Source organism: Magnetospirillum fulvum MGU-K5, assembly GCF_000442515.1.
Taxonomy (GTDB): Bacteria; Pseudomonadota; Alphaproteobacteria; order Rhodospirillales; family Magnetospirillaceae; genus Phaeospirillum; species Phaeospirillum fulvum_B.
The window spans coordinates 47,678-69,996 of sequence record NZ_AQPH01000009.1; the positions used below are offsets into that span (position 1 = coordinate 47,678).

Consider the following 22,319-nt stretch of genomic DNA (forward strand, 5'->3'; position numbering starts at 1 on the left):
GTTATTTCTCCTTTCCGCCGCCGCTGTCGCCGGTCGGGCGGAATCGCGTCACGAACCTCACCAGTCCCAGGCCTGCCACGAGCAACAAGGCCCATGCCGAGACCAGGAACAGAACCCCATACACCGCAACGAGGAGCATCCTCGCATTGGGTCGGCCAGCCGCCCAGCCATGCACTGCCGCCAGCCCGGACAGGGCAAACGGAATCAGCGCCACCACCGCAATACTGCGGCCGAGATAGCCAAGGTCACCCTCGACCACCATTCCGGCCGCCACCGCGATCATCAGAACCACCCCGATCCAGGTGGGGAGATCCATCTCGCGGCTATAGGCCGGGTTCGGCCTGCGGTTGTGTCCCGACCGGGCCAGAATCGACTGGGCCAGGACGGCGTTGACCAGGGTCATCACCAGCCATGACCCGCCGACCAGGGCGGGAAAGAACGGCACCCACCATCCGGCGACCAGCTCGCGCTGGGTGGCGTCGAGCGTCGGCGTCAGCAGATCGAGGGAGCGGCCGACGGTGGCCGTAACCCACTCCTGAAGTCCGCCGGACGCGACGTCGGTTCCCGCTTGTCCCGCAGCCAGAGCGGCTCCGAGCAGAATGAGAACCATCGCCATGCCGGTCAGCCAGCCCAGGACCAGCCCGGGCGGATACCATTCGACTGTACCGGAAGGCGTGGTCCGCCACAGCAAAGCCTGCCGGGCCACGATCACCGCCGGTATCGCCACCGCCAGTCCAAAGGGAAGCGAGGCTATCCCCCCGGACGTTGCGGCGACGGAGGCCGTTGCCACCGCACCTGCCAGACCGGCTGTTGCCGGTCCCCGCGCCAGTCCCGCGATCATCAGCGGAAGCGGCGCGAGGTAGGTCAGCAGCACACCGATGGCCAGACCTTCGGAAAGGGAGACGAACATCAAAGTTGACAGCAAACCTGCCGCCAACGCGATTCCGATCGCCTCTCTCACAGCGTTCTGGCCAGCCCCGGATGCATCCTCGTCAGCCTCACTTCACCACGTAGGGCAGCAGGCCGAGGAAGCGGGCGCGCTTGATGGCCTGGGCCAGCTCACGCTGCTTCTTCGCCGACACGGCGGTGATGCGGGACGGCACGATCTTGCCGCGTTCGGAGATGAAGCGCTGGAGGAGCTTCACGTCCTTGTAATCGATCTTCGGCGCGCCCTCGCCCGAGAACGGGCAGGTCTTGCGGCGGCGGAAGAACGGACGGCGCGGCTGGCTGCCGGCGGCGGGACGCGGGCGTTCCTGGGTCTTGTCTTCGGACATCACTCGCCTCCTTCGATCCGGCGGGGTTCACGGTCGTCGCGACGCGGACGGTCGCTGCGCGAGCGGTCCTCGCCGTCGCCCCGACGCGGGCGGTCATCGCGGCTGTTCTTGGACTGCATCATCGCCGACGGGCCTTCTTCCAGCTCCTCGACGCGGACGGTCAGGGTGCGGAGAACGTCTTCGTTGATCGACATCTGCCGTTCCATCTCTTTGACGGCGGCCGACGGAGCGTCGATGTTGAGAAGGACGTAATGGCCCTTACGGTTCTTCTTGACCCGATAGGTGATGTTGCGCAGGCCCCAGAATTCCTTCTTGGAGACGGTGCCGCCACCCTGGACAATGATGTTGGAGAGTTCTTCGGTCAGGGCTTCCACCTGCGGGGCGGAAATGTCCTGACGCGCGATGAACACGCTTTCGTACAAAGGCATGAAAAACCCCTTTTGGCTTTTCTCTTCCCCTTCGCCCCCAATGGGCGAACGAGCATAGCCGGCTCCCCGGTTGGGGGTCGGCAAGGGTTGAAGCGCGCGAATATACACGACCGCCCCCACGATGCAAGGCCGGAGTAGCCGTGGTCCCGCCGCATCGGGCGGATGCCGGGTGCGGGGCTGTCTCCGACCGGATTCGGCGGGGATCGGGTGGCGGAAGGCGTTGCCCTTTGCCTGCTTCCCCCGCTAGATAACGGAGTGGCGGGGGCGTTCCCGCGTGATCGGTACGGCGAAGGGGGCGGGGATGGGGTGTCTCGTGCGGCGGCGGGCGTTTCTGTTTGGGGTGGGGACGGTCTGGGCCTGTCTGGCTGCGGGAGCGGCGCTGGCCGCCGATCCGATCCGGATCGGGTCGTTCCTGTCGGTGACCGGCCCGGCCTCGTTCCTGGGCGAGCCGGAAAAAAAGGCGCTTGAACTCTATGTCGAGCGCGCCAATCGCGATGGTGGCGTGCTGGGCCGCCGGATCGAACTGGTCATCTATGACGATGGCGGCGCGGGGGAGAAGGCGGCGACCTTTGCCAAGCGTCTCGCCGACAGCGACAAGGTTGATGTGCTGATCGGCGGCACCACCACCGGGACGACGATGGCGGCGGTCCCGATGGCCGAGCGGGCCAAGGTGCCGCTGATCTCGCTGGCGGCGGGGATTCCGATCGTCGATCCGGTCAAGCCGTGGGTGTTCAAGGTGCCGCACACTGATCGGATGGCGGCGGAAAAGGTTATCCTCGATATGAAGAAGCGGGGCATCGCCAAGATCGCGCTGATCTCCGAGGATGCCGGGTTCGGCAAGTCCGGCCACGATCAAACCGTTGCGGTCGCCCGCGAGAACGGAATCGAGATCGTTGCCGACGAGGTTTATTCCGCCAAGGATCCCGACGTCACCGCCCAGCTGACCAAGATCAAGAACAGTCCCGGCATTCAGGCGGTGTTCAATTTCGGCGCGGGCCAGGGACCGGCGATCGTCACCCGCAATTACCGCCAGTTGGGGATTGCCGTGCCGCTGTATCAGTCGCACGGCGTCGCCTCGAAAGAGTATATCCGTCTGGCGGGCGATGCCGCCGAAGGGGTGCGCCTGCCCGCCGCCGGTCTGGTCGTCGCCACCCAGCTTCCCGCCACCGATCCGCAAAAGCCGGTGGTCACCGCGTTCCGGGCCGAGTACGAAAAGGCCTTCAAGTCCGAGGTCTCGACCTTCGCCGGTCACTCTTATGACGCGCTTCAGATCGTGCTGGCCGCGATCAATCGCGCCGGGGGCACCGACAAGGCCAAGCTCCGCGACGAAATCGAAAAGACCTCGGGCTATGTCGGCACCGCCGGGATGGTGTCGATGTCGCCGACCGATCATATGGGTCTTTCGCCCTCGGCGTTTCATATGGTGGAAGTCCGCAAGGGCGACTGGGTCCTGCTTGACTGAGCTGGGGAAAGAATGTTCGCCGAATTCCTGCAATACCTGTTTTCGGGCCTGACCTCCGGGGCGATTTACGCTCTGGCCGGGTTGGGCTTCGCCATCATCTATAACGCCAGCAATGTCATCAATTTCGCCCAGGGCGAGTTCATCATGATCGGCGGGATGACCACCGCGTCGCTGGTCGCGGCGGGAACGCCGTTGTGGCTGGCGGTGGCGCTGGCCCTGGTGGTGGCGATGGTGGTGGGAATGGCGCTGGAGCGCTTTGCGATCGAACCGGCCCGCGATGCCGATGTTGTTACGATCGTCATCATCACGATTGGCGCCTCGATCTTTCTGCGCGGGGCGGCCCAGGTGATCTGGGACAAGGAATTTCATTCTCTGCCCGCCTTTTCCGGCGAGGTGCCGCTGAGCCTGGGCGGCGCGACCCTGATGCCGCAAAGCCTGTGGGTGATCGGCTCCTCGGCGCTGGCGATCGCGCTGCTGTGGTGGTTCTTCAATCGCACTTTGTTCGGCAAGGCGATGCTGGCGACCTCATACAACCGGCTGGCGGCGCAACTGGTCGGGATCGGGGTCAAGCGGGTGCTGCTGGCCAGCTTTGCCCTGTCGGCCCTGCTGGGGGCGGTGGCGGGGGTGGTGGTCACCCCGATCACCTTCACCAGCTACGAATCCGGCATCATGCTGGGGCTGAAAGGCTTCAGCGCCGCCGTACTGGGCGGTCTGGGCAGCGGGCTTGGCGCGATTGTCGGCGGTCTGATCGTCGGTCTGGTCGAGGCGCTGGCCTCGGGTTATCTGTCCTCGGCGTACAAGGACGCGATCGCCTTCATCATCATCCTGTTCGTGTTGTTCTTCATGCCGAGTGGCCTGTTCGGGCGACGCGGCACCGATCGAGTCTGACATGACCCTGTTTCGCGCCCGCACCGGCGGGCTTCTCCTCCTCGCCGCAATCATTGCCCTGGTCCCGTTCGGGCTGGGCAACGGCTATTTCTACGATGTCGCCGTCAATGCGATGTTCAGCGCCATCGTCTGTATCGGCCTTAACCTGCTGATCGGCTATGGCGGCCAGATCAGTCTGGGTCATGCCGGGTTCTTCGCGCTGGGGGCCTATGGCTCGGCGATCCTGACCAGCCGCTTCGAGCTGGCCCCACTGGCGGCGCTGGCTTTGTCGGCGGCCGGGGTCGGGCTGGCCGCCTTTGTGCTGGGACGGCCGATCCTGCGGCTGAAAGGCCATTACCTGGCAATGGCGACGCTGGGGATCGGCATCATCATCCATATCGTGTTGAAGACCGAATCCGGTCTGACCGGCGGGCCTGACGGTCTGTCGCTGGGCGATTTCACTGTGTTCGGCCTCACCGTCTCGGGTGAGCGGGACTGGTATTGGGTTGCGGGGGGCGTGCTTCTGCTGTCGGTGTGGCTGTCGCTGAACCTGATCGATTCGCCGCTGGGGCGCGCCTTGCGGGCGGTGCACGGATCGGAAGCGGGTGCCGAGGCGGCCGGGATCGATTCGTCTGGCACCAAGGTCCTGGTGTTCGTGATCTCGGCGATGTTCGCCTCGGTGGCGGGCAGCCTGTTCGCCCACAAGAACGGCTTCATCACCCCGGATATCGGCAGCTTCTTCCACTCGGTCGAACTGGTGACGATGGTGGTGTTGGGGGGGATGGCCTCGACCTTCGGCGCGCTGGTGGGCGCGGTAATCCTGACCCTGCTGCCCCAGGTGCTGGCCAGCTTCGAGCAATACGAGGCGATGATCCTGGGTGCGATCATGATGGGGACGATGATCTTTCTGCCCAAGGGGTTGCTGCCCAGTCTGATCGGGTTGATCCGCCGGGGGAGGGGGGCGCGATGAGCCTGTTGCGAATCGAAAGCCTGTCGAAGGAATTCGGCGGTATTCACGCGATCGAGGATCTGAGCTTTTCCGTCGATCCCGGCACCATTTTTTCGATCATCGGCCCCAACGGGGCGGGCAAGACCACCCTGTTCAATCTGATGACCGGAGTTTACACCCCTAGCGCCGGGCGGGTGCTGTTCCAGGACAAGCCGGTCACCGGGTGCAAGCCGTCCGAACTGGCGGCGCTGGGGATGAGCCGCACCTTCCAGAACCTGCAAATCTTCTTCAACATGACCGCGCTTGAGAACGTGATGGTCGGCCATCACCTTCATCTCGACCGCCGCCTGCTGCCCTCGCTGCTGACCCTGCCGTCGCTTCGCCGCCGCGACCGCGAGGCCCGTGATTTTTGCGTCGGTCTGATGGAGTTCGTCGGCCTGTCGCGCTATCTCGAGGCCGAGGCGTCGCAATTGCCCTATGGCGCGCTGAAGCGGCTCGAGATCGCCCGCGCGCTCGCGGCGCGGCCCCGGCTGCTGCTGCTCGACGAACCGGCGGCGGGGCTGAACGCGACCGAAAGCCGCGAGATCGACGCGGTGATCAAGCGGATTGCCGCCTCGGGCGTTACCGTGGTGCTGGTCGAACACGACATGAAGATGGTGATGGGGATTTCCGACCACATTCTCGCCCTTGATTACGGGCGCAAGCTGGCCGAGGGCAGTCCGGCCGAGGTTCGGGCCAATCCCGAGGTGATCGCCGCCTATCTTGGCGTTCAGGCATAAGGGAGGGACGATCGATGTTGCTCGAACTCTCGGGCCTCTCCAGCCATTACGGCCGCATTCCCGCCCTGAAAGGGATCGATATCGAGATCGCCGAGGGCGAGTTGGTCGCCCTGGTCGGAGCCAACGGCGCGGGCAAGACGACGCTGCTCCGCTGTCTGTCCGGGGTGCAGCCGGTCAGCGGCGGCACGATCCGTTTTGACGGCACCGACATCACCCGCCTACCGCCGGAACGCCGGGTCGGGCTGGGGATCGGCCAGTCGCCCGAGGGGCGTCAGGTATTCGGGCCAATGTCGGTCGAAGACAATCTGCGGCTGGGGGCCTATCGCCGCCATGGCCCGGGGATCGCCGACGATATCGAGCGGATGTACACTCTGTTTCCGATCCTGCGGCAAAAGCGGCGCGAGGCGGCGGGCACCTTGTCGGGCGGGCAGCAACAGATGCTGGCGATTGCCCGCGCCTTGATGTCGGCCCCCCGGCTGCTGCTGCTCGACGAACCGAGCATGGGGTTGGCCCCGTTGCTGGTGGCGGAGATTTTCGCGATCATCCAAAGCCTGAAGGCGGCGGGAACGACGATCTTTCTGGTCGAGCAGAACGCCCATGCCGCGCTGAAGGTCGCCGACCGCGGCTATGTGCTGGAGACGGGATCGGTGGTTCTGGCCGACCGGGGCGACCGGCTTCTTGCCGACGAACGGGTGCGCGAAGCTTATCTGGGGCTGTGAAAACCTATCCTTTTTCCTCCCTTTACGGGGAGGTGGCCCCGCTCATCCTCCGTGTTATATAGGACTTAAGGGACGGGGAGGATGGGATGCCGTTATTGCGTAAGATCGAAGTTACCACCGGCGTCTGGTGGGTCGAGGTGCCCCAGGCGGGTCTGTGCGTGCTGTGCGGCTGTCCCGCCGATGTCGTCAAACATCTGATGAAGCGCGGCCTGATCGTCTCGACCGAGATGAACGGCGTTCCCTTCGAAACCGGCCCCAACGCGATCTTGCTGTCCGATGCGATGGTGCAGAACGGCAGCTTTTCCAATCTGGCCGAGTTCCCGGTGTTGCAGATGCTGTATCGCCAGGGAATGATTCTGCCCGACCATCCCGGCAATACCGGGGTCAAGCCGTTGCTGCTGGGCAGCGCCGATCAGGTTCAGGCGCAGATGCAGTACATCTATCGCGGCAATTACGGGCTGGTCAGCGAGGACGAAATCGTCGAGGCCGGGATCGACCCGGCCACCGCCCAAGCCATGATGCGGATGAAGCTGAAATTCGCGTTTGGCCAGATTCGTCATCCCGCCGATCTGCTCGATACCCGGATCGTCGATACCGAGCCGGTCGAGATCAGAAACGGCGTCACGGTGCGGCGGATGCTGTTCAACGTCTTTCAGTTTTCCTATGAGGGCGAGACGGCGGTGGTCGATCTCAACCTGCCGCCGTTCGAGACCTACGAGCCGCCCTATCCGCTGGGCTATCACCAGTTGCGGCGTGAATATTTCGCCGTCATCCATTCCGGCGAGGGCGACGGCTGGGACATCAACCGCCCCAGCATGGCCTCGATCGTGATGTTCCAGGGCCGGATCTTCCTGGTCGATGCCGGTCCCAACATCCTTTATTCGCTGAACGCGCTGGGGATCGGCGTCAATGAGATCGAGGGGATTTTCCACACCCATTCCCATGATGACCATTTCGCCGGTCTGACCACGCTGATCCGCTCGGACCACAAGCTGAAATATTACGCGACGCCCTTGGTGCGGGCGGCGGTGGCGAAGAAGGTTGCCGCGCTGTTGTGCATCGAGGAAGAGGCGTTCGGCGATTATTTCGATGTTTGCCCGCTGGTCGAGGGCGCGTGGAATCTGATCGACGGGCTGGAGGTGATGCCGGTGTTCTCGCCCCATCCGGTCGAGACGACGATCATGCATTTCCGGGCGATGTGGGAAGGAGGCTACCGTACCTATTCCCATCTGGCCGATATCTGCCGCCTGTCGGTGCTGCGCGGCTTTGTTACAGACGATCCCGCCGCCCCCGGGATCGATCAGGCGATGTACGACCGGATCGCCGCCGAATATGCCAAGCCCGCCAACGTCAAAAAGATCGATGTCGGCGGTGGGATGATCCATGGCGACGCCTACGATTTCCGCGATGATCGCTCGGGCAAGATCATCCTGGCCCATACCTCGCACCGCAATACCCGCGCCCAGAAGGCGATCGGGTCAACCGCGTCGTTCGGCACCGTCGATGTGCTGATCCCGTCCAACCACGATTTCATCTGGCCGTTCGCTTACGAAGCGCTGGATTCCTATTTCCCCGGCATCCCCCGCCACCAGATTCGGGTGCTGCTGAACAACAGGGTGGTGACGTTCAATCCGGGGACGATCCTGATCAAGGAACGCACCGTCAACGACTATATCTATCTGGTGCTGTCGGGCAGCGTCGAGATGATCCCGATCGAACTGGAAACCCGTAGCGTGCTGTCGGCCGGGGCGTTGATCGGCGAATTGTCGGGGCTGTTCGGTGCGTTGGCGTCCGAGACCTACCGCGCCACCAGCTTTGTCCAGACCCTGGCGATTCCCTGCTCGCTTTATAGCGAGTTCGTCCGCCGCAACGATGTCTTCCCCGACCTGTCGCGGGTTCAGGAGCATCGCGAATTCCTGTTGCGCACCGCGCTGTTCGGCGAAGTGGTGTCATCGCGGTCGTTGAACGGGATCGCCCAGGCGATGACCAAAATCCTGGTCGCGGGGGAACAGGTGATCGATCCCGGCCCCGGCATGGTCGGGATGATCAAGAGCGGCACCGCCGGGCGCTATCTCGGCGACCATATGTTCGAGACGCTTCGGGTCGGCGATTATTTCGGCGAGGAAGCGGCGGTGTTCGAAACGCCCAGCTTGTTGCGGGTCCGCGCGATCGACCCGTGCGAGGTCTTTCTGGTTCCGGCCGAAGCGTTGCGTGACATCCCGTCGGTGCGCTGGAAGCTGTTCGAAGCCACCACCAAGCGGCTGCGGGCGATGCTGGAGGCGGGCGAGCACGCCCGGGTGCTGATCCGCTGGAACGACGAATATTCAGTCGGGGTGCAGCGGATCGACAGCCATCATCGCCGCCTGTTCGAGATCAGCAATTCCGTGCTGGACCAGATGGATCGGGGCTGTTCTTCCGCCGATGTCGCGGATTCGCTGGGGCTGTTGCTGGATTACGCCCGCTTCCATTTCGGCGAGGAAGAGACGTTGATGGTCCGCTATAAATACGGCGATACGAGGCTCCACCGCGCCCAGCACGAACGCCTGCTTCAGCAATTGGGCGACATCCGCGCCATCGTCGCGGCGGGCGATGGCTACAAGACGGTCGAAATCTTGACCTTCCTCCAGGATTGGATCGTCTCGCACACCCTGTCCGAGGATCGCCGCGCCGCCAGCTTCCTCAATTCGAAGGGGGTCTATTAACCCCCTTCGTCCGACCGGGCTTACCGGGTCTGGTGCAACGGTTGCAGCGGCCCGCAATCGACGCTGCCCCGGTTGGGTTCGACCGCCGCCAGCGGGGCGCAGGCGACCAGCGAGGCATGACAGCGCCGGGTCAGTCGCTGATATTCGGCGGTTCCGGCCGATTTCCAGGCGATCTCGTCCTCGGTGACGGGGCGCAGCACCCGGGCCGGGGTTCCGGCGGCCAGACTGCCGGGCGGGATCGTTTCCCCGGCTTTGACGAAGGATTGGGCGGCGACGATGCTGTTCTCGCCGATCGTCACCCCGTCCATCAGCACCGCGTTCATCCCGACCAGGGCGTTACGGCCAATCCGGCAGCCATGGAGAATCGCGCCATGGCCGATATGGCCGTCGGTGTCGATCACCACCTCTTCGCGGGGGAAGGCGTGCAGCACGCAGCAATCCTGGACATTGGCGCCCGCACCGATCCGGATCGCCCCGAAATCGCCGCGCAGTGAGGCCAGCGGCCCGATATAGCAGCCCGGCCCGACCACCACGTCGCCGATCAGAACCGCGCTGGGGTGAACGAAGGCGGTGGGATCGACGACGGGGACGATTCCATCGATGGCATACACGGTCAGACTCATCATGAACCCTCGGGGTTGGAGGAGGGCGGCCGGGGCGTCTTGTCCCCCACCGCGTCCAGCACCATGCCGGTGTAAAGCGTCACCACATCATCGGCGCCAAGCCGTCCGTCGGGCCGGAACCAAGTGCACACCCCGGTCAGCATCGCCAGGATGCCATAGGCCGCGACCTGGGGATCGGCGACGCTGAACCGGCCCTCGGCCAGCCCGTCTTCCAGGATCGTGATCAGCCGCTGTTCATAGGCGCGTCGCATCGCGACGATGATGTCGTAATTCTCGGGATCAAGGCTGCGCAGTTCGGAATAGCAGATGAACACCTCGCGCTTGCGGGCGATGTGATAGCTGACGTGGAAGGCGGCGAAGGTCTGCAATTTCTGGTGCGCGTCTCCGGCCGGGGCCAGCGCCTCGTCCAGGCTGGAAAGCAGGTCTTCCATATGCTTGCGCAACAGCCCGAACAGCAGATCCTGCTTGGTGCTGATGTGGTTGTAGAGCGATCCGACCTGAAGCCCGACCTCGGTCGCGAGGTGGCGCAGGCTCATCGCCTCGTAGCCTTTCTCGTAGATCAGCCGCAACCCGGCCTGGCTGATTGCCTCCATCGTCTTTGGACCGTGTGATCCCGCCGTTCGCGCCATCGTTTGTTCCGTTCGCGTCAATGCCCGTTCGCCGTGGCACGGTACGGGGCAGCCCTGGACGATTCCAATCCTTTTGCCCCGGATCATCACCGGGACTCCCGCTCTGATCGGATCGGTCGTCGCCATCCGATAGTGCTGCAAGTAAGCCTTGCGCGGCAATTAAAAAAACGTATGATCGTTTTTAACAGAGGCAGTGGCCCGGTTCTCCGGCCCAAACGCCCGATACGATACAGAGCAGGGAGGCTTTGATGGCGCAGGACCATTCCGCCGTATTCGATTTCGGCCTGGGGTCGGATATCGACATGTTGCGCGACAGCGTGCGGGCATTCGCCGATGAGCGGATTGCCCCGCGCGCGGCCGAAATCGACCGCAGCGACGACTTCCCCCGCGATCTGTGGCCCGAGATGGGGGCGCTCGGCCTTCATGGCGTCACCGTCGCCGAGGAATATGGCGGGTCGCAGATGGGTTATCTCGCCCATTGCGTCGCGATGGAAGAGGTCAGCCGCGCCTCGGCCTCGGTCGGGCTGTCCTACGGTGCCCATTCCAATCTCTGTATCAACCAAATCCACCGCTGGGGCACCCAGCAGCAGAAGCAGACCTATCTGCCCCGGCTGGTGTCGGGCGAACATGTCGGCGCCCTGGCGATGAGCGAGGTCGGCGCGGGCTCGGATGTGGTCGGAATGCGTCTGCGGGCGGAGCGGCGCGGCGACCGCTTCGTTCTGAACGGCAGCAAGATGTGGATCACCAACGGCCATTACGCCGATACCCTGGTGGTCTATGCCAAGACCGATCCCGCCGCCGGACCGCGCGGCATCACCGCCTTTCTGATCGAGAAGGGGTTCAAGGGGTTCCGCCCGGCTCAGAAGCTCGACAAGCTGGGGATGCGCGGCTCGCCGACCTCGGAATTGCTGTTCGAGGAATGCGAGGTTCCGGCCGAAAACATCCTGGGCTCCCTCAATGAGGGGGTAAAGGTGCTGATGAGCGGGCTGGATTACGAACGGGCGGTGCTGGCCGCCGGTCCGCTGGGGATCATGCAGGCGGCGCTTGATCTGGTGCTGCCCTACATCCACGACCGTCAGCAATTCGGCCAGCCGATCGGCGAGTTCCAGCTGATCCAGGCCAAGATCGCCGACATGTATACCGAGATGAACGCGTCCCGCGCCTATGTCTATGCGGTGGCGCGGGCGTGTGACGCCGGACGGACCAGCCGCCAGGATGCCGCTGGCGCGATCCTGTATGCCGCCGAACGGGCGACCCGCTCGGCGCTGGAGGCGATTCAGATCCTGGGCGGCAACGGCTACATCAACGAGTTCCCCGCCGGGCGGCTGCTCCGCGACGCCAAGCTGTACGAAATCGGGGCCGGGACCAGCGAAATCCGCCGGATGCTGATCGGCCGCGAATTGTTCAAGCAAACCGCCTGACCGCGACAGGACGTCCCCGGACGCGAAGGAACCCAGCTATGATTCTTCACTCTTCCCTGTCGCGGCAGGACCCGACCTTCAAGACCAATGCCGAGGCGATGCGGGCGCTGGTCGAGGATTTGCGGGCCAAGGTCGCCGAGGTCAAAATGGGCGGCGGCCCCCGGTCCCGCGAGCGTCATCAATCGCGCGGCAAGATGCTGCCGCGTGACCGCGTGCGCGGGCTGCTCGATCCCGGCACGCCCTATCTCGAACTGTCGCAACTGGCCGCCCATGGCGTGTATGACGAACAGATCGCCTCGGCCGGTTTGTTGACCGGGATCGGCCGGGTGGCCGGGCGCGAATGCGTCATCATCGCCAACGACGCCACCGTCAAGGGCGGCACCTATTATCCCCTGACGGTCAAGAAGCACCTGCGCGCCCAGGAGATCGCCCGCGAAAACCGGCTGCCCTGCCTCTATCTGGTCGATTCGGGCGGGGCAAACCTGCCCAACCAGGACGAGGTTTTTCCCGACCGCGAGCATTTCGGCCGCATCTTCTATAATCAGGCCCTGATGTCGGCGGAAGGCATTCCCCAGATCGCGGTGGTGATGGGAAGCTGCACCGCCGGGGGAGCCTATGTTCCGGCGATGAGCGACGAATCGATCATCGTCCGCAACCAGGGCACCATCTTTCTGGGCGGCCCGCCGCTGGTGAAGGCCGCGACCGGCGAAGTGGTGACGGCCGAGGATCTGGGCGGGGCCGACGTTCATTCCCGCATCTCAGGCGTGACCGACCATTACGCCCATGACGACGCCCACGCTTTGGCGATTGCCCGCCGGGTGGTGGGCACGCTGAACCGGCCCAAGCGCCCGGATGTCGAATTACGCCCCCCGGTCGAGCCGCTGTATCCCGCCGACGATCTGCATGGGATCGTGCCCACCGATCCGCGCAAGCCGTTCGATGTGCGCGAGGTGATTGCCCGCTTGGTCGATGGCAGCGCGTTCGACGAGTTCAAGAAGCTGTACGGGACCACCCTGGTCTGCGGCTTCGCTCACATCTTCGGCTATCCAGTCGGCATCGTCGCCAATAACGGCATCCTGTTTTCCGAATCCGCTCTGAAAGGCGCTCATTTCGTCGAATTGTGCGCCCAGCGCGGTATCCCGCTGGTGTTCCTGCAAAACATCACCGGCTTCATGATCGGCCGCAAATACGAAGCGGGCGGCATCGCCAAGGACGGGGCCAAGATGGTTGCCGCCGTCTCCTGCGCCCGGGTGCCGAAGCTGACGGTGGTGATCGGCGGCAGCTTTGGCGCGGGCAATTACGGGATGTGCGGCCGGGCGTTCTCGCCGCGCTTTCTGTGGATGTGGCCCAATGCCCGCATCTCGGTGATGGGGGGCGAGCAGGCCGCCAACGTGCTGTCGCAGGTCCGCCGCGACAGTCTGGAGGTGCAGGGCAAAAGCTGGAGCGTGGAGGAAGAGGCCGCGTTCAAGGCCCCGATCCGCGCCCAGTACGAGACCCAGGGCCATCCTTATTACGCCTCGGCCCGGCTGTGGGACGATGGGATCATCGATCCCGCCAATACCCGGATGGTGCTCGGGCTCGGCCTGTCGGCCGCGCTCAACGCTCCGATTGAGCGGACCACCTTCGGCATCTTCAGAATGTGAGGCGACGATGACCGAGCAAACGATTCGCGTCTCCCGACGGGGCGACGGGGTGGCCTGTGTCACCCTGGCCCGCGCCCAGGTTCACAACGCCTTTAACGAGCGGATGATCGCCGACCTGACCAATGCGCTTGTCGCCCTGGGCAAGGACAAGACGGTGCGGGCGGTGGTGCTGGCCGCCGATGGGGCCAGCTTTTCCGCCGGGGCCGATCTCGACTGGATGCGGCGCAGTGCGACCTATGCCCCGGCCGAAAATCTCGCCGATGCCCAGGGGCTGGCTGAACTGATGCGGGTGCTGAACACCTTGCCCAAGCCGACGATTGCCCGGGTCCAGGGGGCGGCCTTTGGCGGCGGTGTCGGGCTGGTGGCCTGCTGCGACATCGCGATTGCCGTCGATAGTGCGGTGTTCTGCCTGTCCGAGGTTCGGCTGGGACTGATCCCGGCGGTGATCTCGCCTTATGTGATCGCGGCGATCGGGGCGCGGGCTGCCAGGCGCTGGTTCCTGTCCGCCGAACGGTTCGTTGCCGCCGAGGCGTTGCGGCTCGGGCTGCTCCATCGGGTGGTCGAGGCCGACGATCTTGATGCCGCAATCGAGGAGATGCTGGTTCCGCTGCTGGCCGGGGCGCCCGAGGCTCAGGCCGCCGCCAAGGACCTGATCTTCGCGGTTACCGATCGCCCGCTCTCCCAGGCGCTGATCGCCGACACCACCCGCCGCATTGCCGAGCAGCGCGCCGGGGCGGAAGGACGCGAAGGGATCGCCGCCTTTTTGAACAAACGCCCGCCGGTGTGGGGAGGCTGAGCCGATGTTTTCGAAAATTCTGATCGCCAATCGCGGCGAAATCGCTTGCCGGATCATCCGTACCGCCCAGCGGATGGGGATCGCTACCGTCGCGGTTCATTCCGATGCCGATGCCGGATCGGCGCATGTCGCGCTGGCTGACGAAGCCTGGGCGATCGGCCCAGCGCCCAGCCGCGAGTCCTATCTGCGGGCTGACAAACTGATCGAGGTGGCGCGCCAGAGCGGGGCCGAGGCGATCCATCCCGGCTATGGCTTCCTGTCCGAAAATGCCGATTTCGCCGAAGCCTGTGCTGCGGCCGGGCTGGTGTTCATCGGTCCGCCCGTCAGCGCGATCCGGGCGATGGGCGGCAAGAGCGAGGCCAAGGCGCTGATGGAACAAGCCGGGGTGCCGCTGGTTCCCGGCTATCACGGCACCGATCAGGACCCGGCGGTGCTGGCCGAAGCCGCCGAGCGGATCGGCTATCCGGTGCTGATCAAGGCATCGGCGGGCGGCGGCGGCAAGGGGATGCGGGTGGTCGAGTCCCCCGACGACTTCGCCGCCCATCTTGCCGGAGCCAAGCGCGAAGCCGCCGGATCGTTCGGCAACGACCGCGTGTTGATCGAGAAATATCTGGCTCGGCCGCGCCATGTCGAAATCCAGGTGTTCGCCGATGGCTTCGGCCATGCGGTGTCGCTGTTCGAGCGCGATTGCTCGATCCAGCGCCGCCATCAGAAAGTGATCGAGGAAGCCCCCGCACCGGGGATGGACCCCGCCGTACGCCGCCGGATGGGAGAGGCCGCGATCGCCGCCGCCCAGGCGATCGACTATCGCGGCGCGGGCACCGTCGAGTTCCTGCTCGAGCCGGACGGCAGCTTCTATTTCATGGAGATGAACACCCGTCTTCAGGTCGAACATCCCGTCACCGAATTCATCACCGGCCTCGATCTGGTCGAGTGGCAGTTGCGGGTGGCGGCGGGGCAGCCCTTGCCGCTCGGGCAGGAGGATCTGTCGATCCGGGGGCACGCGATCGAGGTTCGTCTTTATGCCGAAGACCCCGATGCCGGGTTCATGCCCGCCACCGGCTGCCTTGATCATCTGCGGTTCCCGGTGACCGGCCCGCATCTGCGAGTCGATAGTGGGGTGCGCCAGGGTGACCGCATCTCGGTCCATTATGACCCGATGATTGCCAAGCTGATCGTGTGGGACGAGGACCGCGAGGGAGCGGTGCGCCGTCTTCGCGCTGCTCTGGCCGCGACCGAGGTGGCGGGGCTGGCGACCAATCTGACCTTCCTGGCCGCGATTGCCGCCCATCCGGCCTTTGCCGCCGCCGATCTCGATACCGGCTTTATCGAGCGTCACCGCGCCCAGTTGCTGCCGCCGCCCCAGCCGGTGCCCGACGCGGTGCTGGGGCTGGTCTGCCTCGGGCTGCTGCTCGAACGCCGGGCCACCGCCGAGCGTGACGCGGCCCGGTCCAGCGATCCCTACAGCCCGTGGGCGCTGTGCGACGGCTGGCGGCTGAATGACGACGCCCATGACAGCCTGCATTTGCGCCATGGCGAGACCGATCTGGTCGTTCCGCTGATCTACCGGCCCTGGGGCTATGAACTGACCCTGCCGGGCGGGCCGGTCGAGGCACGGGGCACCCTGACCGCCGATGGCCGTCTGTCCGGCGAAATCGGGACGGTGCGCCGTCAGGCCGGATATGTCCGTCGCGGGGCCGATCTGTCGCTGTTCCTCGGCGGGCGCGCTCACCGTCTGACCGTCGTCGATCCCTTGCCGACCGACGAGCCGGAAGAGGCGGCGTCCGGAGTGGTCGCGCCGATGCCCGGTACGGTGATCGCCGTGCTGGTCGAAGCCGGGGCCCGGGTGACCCAGGGCCAGCCGCTGGTGGTGATGGAGGCGATGAAGATGGAGCACACCCTGAAGGCCCCGGCCAACGGGATCGTCTCGGGGCTGCATTTCACGGTGGGTGCCCTGGTTGACGAGGGAGAGTCCCTGGTCGCGTTCGAGGCGGAGGTGGCGTAACGATGGCCCGCCCCGCGCGTGTCACGCTGGTCGAGGTTGGCCCCCGCGACGGCCTCCAGAACGAGGCGGTGCCGGTTTCGCTCGACATCAAGCTGGCGCTGGTCGAGCGTCTCGCTGCCGCCGGGCTGCCGGTGGTCGAAGCCGGATCGTTCGTCTCGCCGCGTCGGGTGCCGCAAATGGCGGGATCGGCCGAACTGTACCGGCGTCTGACCCGCCGCCCCGGCACCGCTTATCCGGCCCTGGTGCCCAACCTCCAGGGGCTGGCGGCGGCTCTGGACGCTGGCGTGACCGAAGCGGCTTTGTTCGTTTCGGCCTCGGAAGGGTTCAGCCAGCGCAACATCGCCTGTTCCATCGCCGACAGTCTGGCCCGGATCGCTCCGGTCGCGTCCGAGGTGATCGCCCAGGGGGTACGGCTGCGCGGCTATGTCTCCTGCGTGCTCGGTTGCCCCTATGACGGCGCGGTTGCGCCCGAGGCGGTGGCGGACATTTCGGCGCGGCTGCTCGATCTTGGCTGTGACGAGATTTCCCTGGGCGACACGATCGGGATCGGCACCGCCGATGCCGTCCGCGCTCTGCTCGACGTTGTCGCGGCCCGCATTCCGGCCGAGCGGATCGCGATGCACTTTCACGACACCTATGGCCAGGGCGTCGCTAATGTCCTGGTCAGCCTGGAGGCTGGGATTGCCACCTTCGATTGCTCGGTTGCCGGTCTGGGTGGCTGTCCCTTTGCTGTCGGCGCGACCGGCAATGTCGCGACCGAGGATGTTTTGTACCTGCTGAACGGTTTGGGTATCGAGACCGGAATCGATCTTCGGAGCGTTGCCGAAACCGGGGCCTGGATCAGCGCTCAATTGGGGCGGGACAGCGCGTCCCGCGCCGGGAGGGCGCTGCTCGCTTAATCCATCACGATCAGCCGGAGCGGGGATCAACTCCGCCCGGACACCGATATCAACGCTGTGGGAGGCGGACATGGAAAACAGCATTCTCAGTTACGTCCACGGAGCCAACGACACCACGCTGCTTTCCGACACGATCGGGGCTCAGCTCGACCGGATTGCGGCCCGGTTTCCCGAGCGCGAGGCCCTGGTGGTCGTCCATCAGGATATAAGGTGGAGCTATGACCGCCTGCGGCAGGAAACCGATGCCTTTGCCGCCGGGTTGCTCGCGCTGGGGTTAAAGCCGGGCGACCGCGTCGGTATCTGGTCGCAGAACAATGTCGAATGGGTGGTGACCCAGTTCGCCACCGCCAAGGCCGGTCTGATCCTGGTCAACATCAACCCGGCTTATCGCCTGCACGAGCTTGAATATGCCGTCAACAAGGTCGGCTGTGTCGCGCTGATCCTGTCGCCCGCCTTCAAGCAGAGCGATTACATCGCGATGATGCGCACCCTGGCGCCCGAACTGGAGACCTGTCGGCCGGGGGCGCTGCACGCGGCCCGGCTGCCCGATTTGCGGGTGGTGATCCGAATGGGAGCCGAGGCGAGCCCCGGCATGGTGTCGTTTTGCGATGTCGCCGGGCTGGCCGATGACAGCCACCGCGCCCGGCTGGCTGAGATCGCCCCGACCCTGCAATTCGATGACCCGATCAACATCCAGTTCACCAGCGGCACTACCGGGCGGCCCAAGGGCGCGACGCTGACCCATCATAATATCCTCAACAACGGCTATTTCGTCGCCGAGGGAATCCGCATCACCGAAGCCGACCGGATGTGTATTCCGGTGCCGTTCTATCATTGCTTCGGGATGGTGATGGGCAATCTGGGGGCGATCACCCACGGGGCCTGCATGGTGATCCCGGGCGAAGGGTTCGATCCCGAACGGGTGCTTCAGGCGGTCGAGCGGGAACGCTGCACCTCGCTCTATGGCGTGCCGACGATGTTTGTCGCCCTGCTGAACCACCCCGATTTCGGCCGCTACGATGTGTCGTCGCTGCGAACCGGGATCATGGCCGGGTCGCCTTGCCCGATCGAGGTGATGCGTCAGGTGATGGACCGCCTGCACATGCCCCAGATCACCATCGCCTATGGCATGACCGAGACCAGCCCGGTCAGCTTTCAATGCGCGGTCGATGATCCGGTTGATCGCCGGGTCTCGACGGTGGGGCGGATTCATCCCCATGTCGAAGCGAAAATCGTCGATCCCCAGGGTCGCGTCGTGCCGCGCGGCGTTTCGGGCGAGCTTCTCGTCCGGGGCTATTCAGTGATGCGGGGCTATTGGGGTGAAGAGGATTTGACCCGTCAGGCGATTGATTCCGGGCGCTGGATGCATACCGGCGATCTGGCGGTGATCGATGCCGAGGGCTATGGCAACATCGTCGGCCGGATCAAGGACATGGTGATTCGCGGTGGCGAGAATATCTATCCCCGCGAGGTCGAGGAATTTCTCTACCGCCATCCCAAGATCCGCGACGTCCAGGTCTTTGGCATCCCCGATCACCAATATGGCGAGCAATTGTGCGCCTGGGTCGTGCTGAAGGACGACACCGACATGACCGAGGCGGAATTGATCGCCTTCTGCGCCGACGAGATCGCCCACTACAAGATCCCGAAGGTGATCCGCTTCGTCGAGTCCTTCCCGATGACCGCGACGGGCAAGATTCAGAAGTTCGTGATGCGCAAGATGATGATCGAGGAATTGCAGATCGACGAACTGAAGACCGCCTGATCCTCCGTCCAGTCAGCAGGGAACCAACGCCATGTCGGACGTGCTGTGGCAGCCTTCCCAGGACCGCAAGGATGCGGCTCTGGTGACGTCTTTTATTGAGCGGATCAACCGGACCCATGGTCTTCACCTCGACGGCATGGCGTCGTTATGGCGCTGGTCGGTTGACCAGCCAGCACTGTTCTGGCGCGAGGTGTGGACGGATTGTGACATTGTCGACGACGGCCCCGGCGGGGTCGTCGTCGATGATCCCGACCGGATGCCGGGCGCGCGCTGGTTCCCCGAGGCCCGGCTGAATTACGCTGAAAACTGCCTGCGCCGCAGCGACGAGGGCGATGCCCTCGTCTTCTGGGGCGAGGACAAGGTCAAGCGCCGTCTGTCGTGGCGGGAACTGAACGCCCTGGTCGCCCGCTTCGCCGCCGCGCTGGAAGCGATGGGAATCGGCCCCGGCGACCGGGTCGCGGGCCTGATGCCGAACCTGCCCGAAACCATCGCCGCTCTGTTGGCGGCGGCCAGTATCGGCGCGGTGTGGTCGTCGGCCTCGCCCGATTTCGGGGTGGCCGGAGTGCTCGACCGCTTCGGCCAGATCGGGCCGAAGCTGCTGATCTCGGTCGATGGCTATTGGTACAATGGCAAGGGTCACGACATCCGGGCCAAGCTCGGTGATATCCGGGCCGGGCTGCCCAGTGTCGAGCGGCTGGTGGTGGTGCCCTATCTCGACGCAAGTCCCGATCTGTCCGGGCTGGCGGGGGCGGTTACCCTGGCCGATTTCCTCGCCCCCCATCAGGCGGACCGGCCAAGCTTCCGCCGTCTGCCGTTCGATCATCCGCTGATGGTGATGTTTTCGTCCGGGACGACCGGCGCGCCCAAATGCATCCTGCATGGGGCGGGGGGACGCTGATCCAGCATCTCAAGGAACACCGTCTTCACGGCGATGTCCGCCCCGGCGACCGGATGTTCTATTTCACCACCTGCGGCTGGATGATGTGGAACTGGCTGGTGTCTGGGCTGGCGGCGGGGGCGACCCTGCTGCTGTATGACGGCGCGCCGATGCTGAAAAACGGCGCGATCCTGTTCGATTATGCCGAGGCCGAGGCGGCGACCTTTTTCGGCACCTCGGCCAAATGGATCGATTCGATTGCCAAGGCCGGGTTGCGGCCGGTCGAAACTCATCGTCTGGCGGCGGTGCGGACGATTGCCTCGACCGGATCGGTGCTGGCGCCGGAAAGCTTCGATTACGTTTATGACGCGATTAAGCCCGATGTCTGCCTGTCCTCGATTTCGGGCGGCACCGATATCGTGTCCTGCTTTATGCTGGGCGACCCGACCGGCCCGGTCCGGCGCGGCGAGATTCAGACTCGTGGTCTGGGTATGCGGGTCGAGGTGTTCGACCCCGCTGGTACCCCGGTGCGGGGGCGGACCGGGGAGCTGGTCTGTACCCGCGCCTTTCCCTCGATGCCGCTGGGATTTTGGAACGATCCGGACGGCACCCGGTTCCGCGCCGCCTATTTCGACCGCTTTCCCGGCGTATGGACTCATGGCGATTGGGTCGAACTGACCCCCAATGATGGGATCGTCGTGCATGGACGCTCGGACGCGACACTGAACCCCGGCGGGGTGCGGATCGGCACCGCCGAGATTTACCGTCAGGTCGAGACGATTTCCGAGGTGGCGGAGGCCCTGGTGATCGGCCAGGATTGGGGCAACGATGTCCGGGTGGTGCTGTTCGTTCGGCTTGTTCCCGGCCACAGCCTGGAACCGCCCCTGGTCGAGCGAATCAAGGCCCGGATTCGCGACAACACCACGCCGCGCCACGTTCCGGCCAAGGTGATCGAGGTGGCCGATATCCCCCGCACCCGCTCGGGCAAGATCGTCGAACTGGCGGTGCGTGACATCGTTCACGGCCGCCCGGTCGGCAACCGCGAAGCCCTGGCCAATCCCGAGGCGCTGGATCACTACGCCGGTCGATCCGAATTGCAGGTGTGACGCTGCCACCGTTCTTCTGACGTCACGGTCCCGTTTGCCCCGACCTCAATCGCCCGATCTTGTCAGACTGACGAGGTCGGGCGAATTTATTATTATAATTTGCGCGTCAGGGTGTGCGTCATGCGCAGCCTTGGCAGGCAATACGAAGGGTTCCTAAATCGATCTGAGAGATAAGCTGTGTTCGTCCGCTCTGAGTCTTTTGTCATATCCGATATGGCCTGGGGTATCCGTCTCTGGTGAGATTGGATATTGACAGCTCGCCGTGCGGTTTATTTAAATATATAGTCTGAATTGATTTTCATTTTATGTTTCATGTCTTTCCGAACGTGAACAAATGATGACATCTAGAGACGAAATGTTGCACAGGATGCTCGGTTTTTGATCGATCCGGGCGGAGCGTAGACGAAAAAGGGACCGAGATGACGTTTCCGACCGACAGCCTTCGTGACGAACAGGCTTTTGCCGAATCCTGGCAAAAAGTACATGCCGCCATCGAGACTGGTGCGTCCCTTGAGGCGATTGCCGCTGTCGCGCCGGATTTTCCCGCACGGGTCGCGCATCGTCTGCTGCCGCTTCACCAAACTCTGCGTGGATTGGGGCTTTCGGCTCCCGATCTGGCCGATCAGGGGCAGAAACTGGTGGCGGTAACGGAGACGTATGTCCGGCTTCACTTCACCGACCGTTCGGCCGAGGGGCGGGAGCTTCTTGTCGACGTCACCCGCAACGGCAATGCCTTTCTGTCGGGGCGTCGCTATGAATCCAGCCTGTCGCGGGTCAGCCTGTCCGACGCCGAGATCGCCCGAACCAACATTCTGAAAATCGATATCGACCGGACCGAAGGGGTGATCATCGTCACCTTCATGACCTTCGACGGGCGCCCGGCCCGGATCGTGTTCAATCCCGCCTGCCCGATTGATCCGGTGGTTGACGGGACGATTCCCCAGGCGGCGTTTGACACGCTGCGCCAAAGCGCTCCCGCTGAGGGATTGCGCCGTCTGATCGCTCTGGCGATCGAAGCGACGGAGCGGGATGGGGCGTCCAGCGGTTTTTGGCGGCGGTTGACCAATCGAGACCTCCGCCGGGCTTATTCCGACCGCCAGAGCCTGGAGGCCCTGGCTGTGTCGATTGCCGACCGACCTCTGACTGGCGAGGCGTGGCAGCGTGCCGTCGCCTCGTTCGACATTTTGTTGGCCCGTCTTGGCGGCGACGGTTTGTCCGGGCAGTTGCTCGAAATTCGTGCCTTGGTTGCGGTTGGGATATACCGCCTTACCGGCGAACAGTCGGCAGCCAAATAGATACCTTTGCGATCCGCGTGATAGAGGTCTTTTGCGAATAAAACCCTAGGTTGGCGTTCGTCACGGTTTCGTCATGAATT

At 64.4% G+C, this 22,319-nt stretch carries 18 protein-coding genes and 1 pseudogene; 14 read left to right on the top strand and 5 right to left on the bottom strand.

Annotated features, from left to right (window positions below):
* Position 1 precedes the first annotated feature (1 nt).
* From K678_RS04175 to rpsF, 3 genes are all read right to left on the bottom strand, one after another.
* On the bottom strand, positions 2-910 hold the full coding sequence (locus K678_RS04175) for a DUF2232 domain-containing protein (RefSeq protein ID WP_021131211.1): 909 nt from the start codon (positions 908-910) through the stop codon (positions 2-4).
* 88 nt (positions 911-998) lie between these two features.
* The gene (gene rpsR, locus K678_RS04180) at positions 999-1,274 is read right to left on the bottom strand and encodes a 30S ribosomal protein S18 (protein ID WP_002728119.1); all 276 of its coding nucleotides are present in this window, start codon (positions 1,272-1,274) and stop codon (positions 999-1,001) included.
* Positions 1,274-1,702, bottom strand: a complete 429-nt coding sequence (rpsF, locus tag K678_RS04185; RefSeq protein WP_021131212.1) for a 30S ribosomal protein S6 — start codon at positions 1,700-1,702, stop codon at positions 1,274-1,276. Before rpsF ends, rpsR begins: the two co-directional genes overlap by 1 nt.
* Positions 1,703-2,003: 301 nt before the next feature.
* On the opposite strand from rpsF, the gene K678_RS04190 reads away from it, so the two are divergent.
* The 6 genes from K678_RS04190 (at position 2,004) to K678_RS04215 (ending at position 9,180) form a co-directional block, all read left to right on the top strand.
* Positions 2,004-3,164 carry an ABC transporter substrate-binding protein gene (locus K678_RS04190; RefSeq protein WP_021131213.1) on the top strand — a complete coding sequence of 387 codons (1,161 nt, stop codon included), beginning with the start codon at positions 2,004-2,006 and terminating at the stop codon, positions 3,162-3,164.
* A gap of 12 nt (positions 3,165-3,176) precedes the next feature.
* Positions 3,177-4,052 carry a branched-chain amino acid ABC transporter permease gene (locus K678_RS04195; protein ID WP_021131214.1) on the top strand — a complete coding sequence of 292 codons (876 nt, stop codon included), beginning with the start codon at positions 3,177-3,179 and terminating at the stop codon, positions 4,050-4,052.
* Position 4,053: 1 nt separating this feature from the next.
* Positions 4,054-5,001, top strand: a complete 948-nt coding sequence (locus K678_RS04200) for a branched-chain amino acid ABC transporter permease (protein WP_021131215.1) — start codon at positions 4,054-4,056, stop codon at positions 4,999-5,001.
* Complete coding sequence (locus K678_RS04205) at positions 4,998-5,759, top strand: ABC transporter ATP-binding protein (RefSeq protein ID WP_021131216.1); 762 nt, start codon at positions 4,998-5,000, stop codon at positions 5,757-5,759. The genes K678_RS04200 and K678_RS04205 overlap by 4 nt, the downstream gene beginning before the upstream one ends.
* 14 nt (positions 5,760-5,773) lie before the next feature.
* Positions 5,774-6,478: an ABC transporter ATP-binding protein gene (locus K678_RS04210; protein ID WP_039852014.1), complete on the top strand. Its 705-nt coding sequence runs from the start codon at positions 5,774-5,776 to the stop codon at positions 6,476-6,478.
* Positions 6,479-6,564: 86 nt separating this feature from the next.
* Entirely contained in the window at positions 6,565-9,180 is a 2,616-nt protein-coding gene (locus K678_RS04215) for a bacteriohemerythrin (RefSeq protein WP_021131218.1), read from the top strand.
* 20 nt (positions 9,181-9,200) lie between these two features.
* On the opposite strand, the gene K678_RS04220 is transcribed toward K678_RS04215, so the two are convergent.
* A complete protein-coding gene (locus K678_RS04220; protein WP_039852015.1) occupies positions 9,201-9,806 on the bottom strand; it encodes an acyltransferase in 606 nt (201 codons plus the stop codon).
* Positions 9,803-10,396, bottom strand: a complete 594-nt coding sequence (locus tag K678_RS04225; protein ID WP_021131220.1) for a TetR/AcrR family transcriptional regulator — start codon at positions 10,394-10,396, stop codon at positions 9,803-9,805. Before K678_RS04225 ends, K678_RS04220 begins: the two co-directional genes overlap by 4 nt.
* 284 nt (positions 10,397-10,680) lie before the next feature.
* Here K678_RS04225 and K678_RS04230 point away from each other — a divergent pair, with 284 nt between their 5' ends.
* From K678_RS04230 to K678_RS04265, 8 genes and pseudogenes are all read left to right on the top strand, one after another.
* A complete protein-coding gene (locus tag K678_RS04230) occupies positions 10,681-11,853 on the top strand; it encodes an isovaleryl-CoA dehydrogenase (RefSeq protein WP_021131221.1) in 1,173 nt (390 codons plus the stop codon).
* Between the two features lie 38 nt (positions 11,854-11,891).
* Positions 11,892-13,496, top strand: a complete 1,605-nt coding sequence (locus K678_RS04235; RefSeq protein ID WP_021131222.1) for a carboxyl transferase domain-containing protein — start codon at positions 11,892-11,894, stop codon at positions 13,494-13,496.
* A gap of 7 nt (positions 13,497-13,503) precedes the next feature.
* The gene (locus K678_RS04240) at positions 13,504-14,292 is read left to right on the top strand and encodes an enoyl-CoA hydratase/isomerase family protein (RefSeq protein WP_021131223.1); all 789 of its coding nucleotides are present in this window, start codon (positions 13,504-13,506) and stop codon (positions 14,290-14,292) included.
* 4 nt (positions 14,293-14,296) lie between these two features.
* Positions 14,297-16,297 (top strand): acetyl/propionyl/methylcrotonyl-CoA carboxylase subunit alpha, encoded by a 2,001-nt coding sequence (locus K678_RS04245; protein ID WP_021131224.1) that lies wholly within the window; start codon positions 14,297-14,299, stop codon positions 16,295-16,297.
* 2 nt (positions 16,298-16,299) lie between these two features.
* Positions 16,300-17,196, top strand: a complete 897-nt coding sequence (locus K678_RS04250) for a hydroxymethylglutaryl-CoA lyase (RefSeq protein WP_021131225.1) — start codon at positions 16,300-16,302, stop codon at positions 17,194-17,196.
* Between the two features lie 70 nt (positions 17,197-17,266).
* Positions 17,267-18,961 carry an AMP-binding protein gene (locus K678_RS04255; protein WP_021131226.1) on the top strand — a complete coding sequence of 565 codons (1,695 nt, stop codon included), beginning with the start codon at positions 17,267-17,269 and terminating at the stop codon, positions 18,959-18,961.
* A gap of 31 nt (positions 18,962-18,992) precedes the next feature.
* Positions 18,993-20,944: pseudogene (locus K678_RS04260) on the top strand (acetoacetate--CoA ligase).
* Positions 20,945-21,363: 419 nt separating this feature from the next.
* A complete protein-coding gene (locus K678_RS04265; RefSeq protein ID WP_021131227.1) occupies positions 21,364-22,239 on the top strand; it encodes a hypothetical protein in 876 nt (291 codons plus the stop codon).
* Positions 22,240-22,319 lie beyond the last annotated feature (80 nt).

Coding starts and splice junctions, on each gene's coding strand:
- K678_RS04175 (WP_021131211.1), bottom strand. CDS start 910: ATGTTCGTCTCCCTTTCCGAAGGTCTGGCCATCGGTGTGCTGCTGACC.
- rpsR (WP_002728119.1), bottom strand. CDS start 1,274: ATGTCCGAAGACAAGACCCAGGAACGCCCGCGTCCCGCCGCCGGCAGC.
- rpsF (WP_021131212.1), bottom strand. CDS start 1,702: ATGCCTTTGTACGAAAGCGTGTTCATCGCGCGTCAGGACATTTCCGCC.
- K678_RS04190 (WP_021131213.1), top strand. CDS start 2,004: ATGGGGTGTCTCGTGCGGCGGCGGGCGTTTCTGTTTGGGGTGGGGACG.
- K678_RS04195 (WP_021131214.1), top strand. CDS start 3,177: ATGTTCGCCGAATTCCTGCAATACCTGTTTTCGGGCCTGACCTCCGGG.
- K678_RS04200 (WP_021131215.1), top strand. CDS start 4,054: ATGACCCTGTTTCGCGCCCGCACCGGCGGGCTTCTCCTCCTCGCCGCA.
- K678_RS04205 (WP_021131216.1), top strand. CDS start 4,998: ATGAGCCTGTTGCGAATCGAAAGCCTGTCGAAGGAATTCGGCGGTATT.
- K678_RS04210 (WP_039852014.1), top strand. CDS start 5,774: ATGTTGCTCGAACTCTCGGGCCTCTCCAGCCATTACGGCCGCATTCCC.
- K678_RS04215 (WP_021131218.1), top strand. CDS start 6,565: ATGCCGTTATTGCGTAAGATCGAAGTTACCACCGGCGTCTGGTGGGTC.
- K678_RS04220 (WP_039852015.1), bottom strand. CDS start 9,806: ATGATGAGTCTGACCGTGTATGCCATCGATGGAATCGTCCCCGTCGTC.
- K678_RS04225 (WP_021131220.1), bottom strand. CDS start 10,396: ATGGAGGCAATCAGCCAGGCCGGGTTGCGGCTGATCTACGAGAAAGGC.
- K678_RS04230 (WP_021131221.1), top strand. CDS start 10,681: ATGGCGCAGGACCATTCCGCCGTATTCGATTTCGGCCTGGGGTCGGAT.
- K678_RS04235 (WP_021131222.1), top strand. CDS start 11,892: ATGATTCTTCACTCTTCCCTGTCGCGGCAGGACCCGACCTTCAAGACC.
- K678_RS04240 (WP_021131223.1), top strand. CDS start 13,504: ATGACCGAGCAAACGATTCGCGTCTCCCGACGGGGCGACGGGGTGGCC.
- K678_RS04245 (WP_021131224.1), top strand. CDS start 14,297: ATGTTTTCGAAAATTCTGATCGCCAATCGCGGCGAAATCGCTTGCCGG.
- K678_RS04250 (WP_021131225.1), top strand. CDS start 16,300: ATGGCCCGCCCCGCGCGTGTCACGCTGGTCGAGGTTGGCCCCCGCGAC.
- K678_RS04255 (WP_021131226.1), top strand. CDS start 17,267: ATGGAAAACAGCATTCTCAGTTACGTCCACGGAGCCAACGACACCACG.
- K678_RS04265 (WP_021131227.1), top strand. CDS start 21,364: ATGACGTTTCCGACCGACAGCCTTCGTGACGAACAGGCTTTTGCCGAA.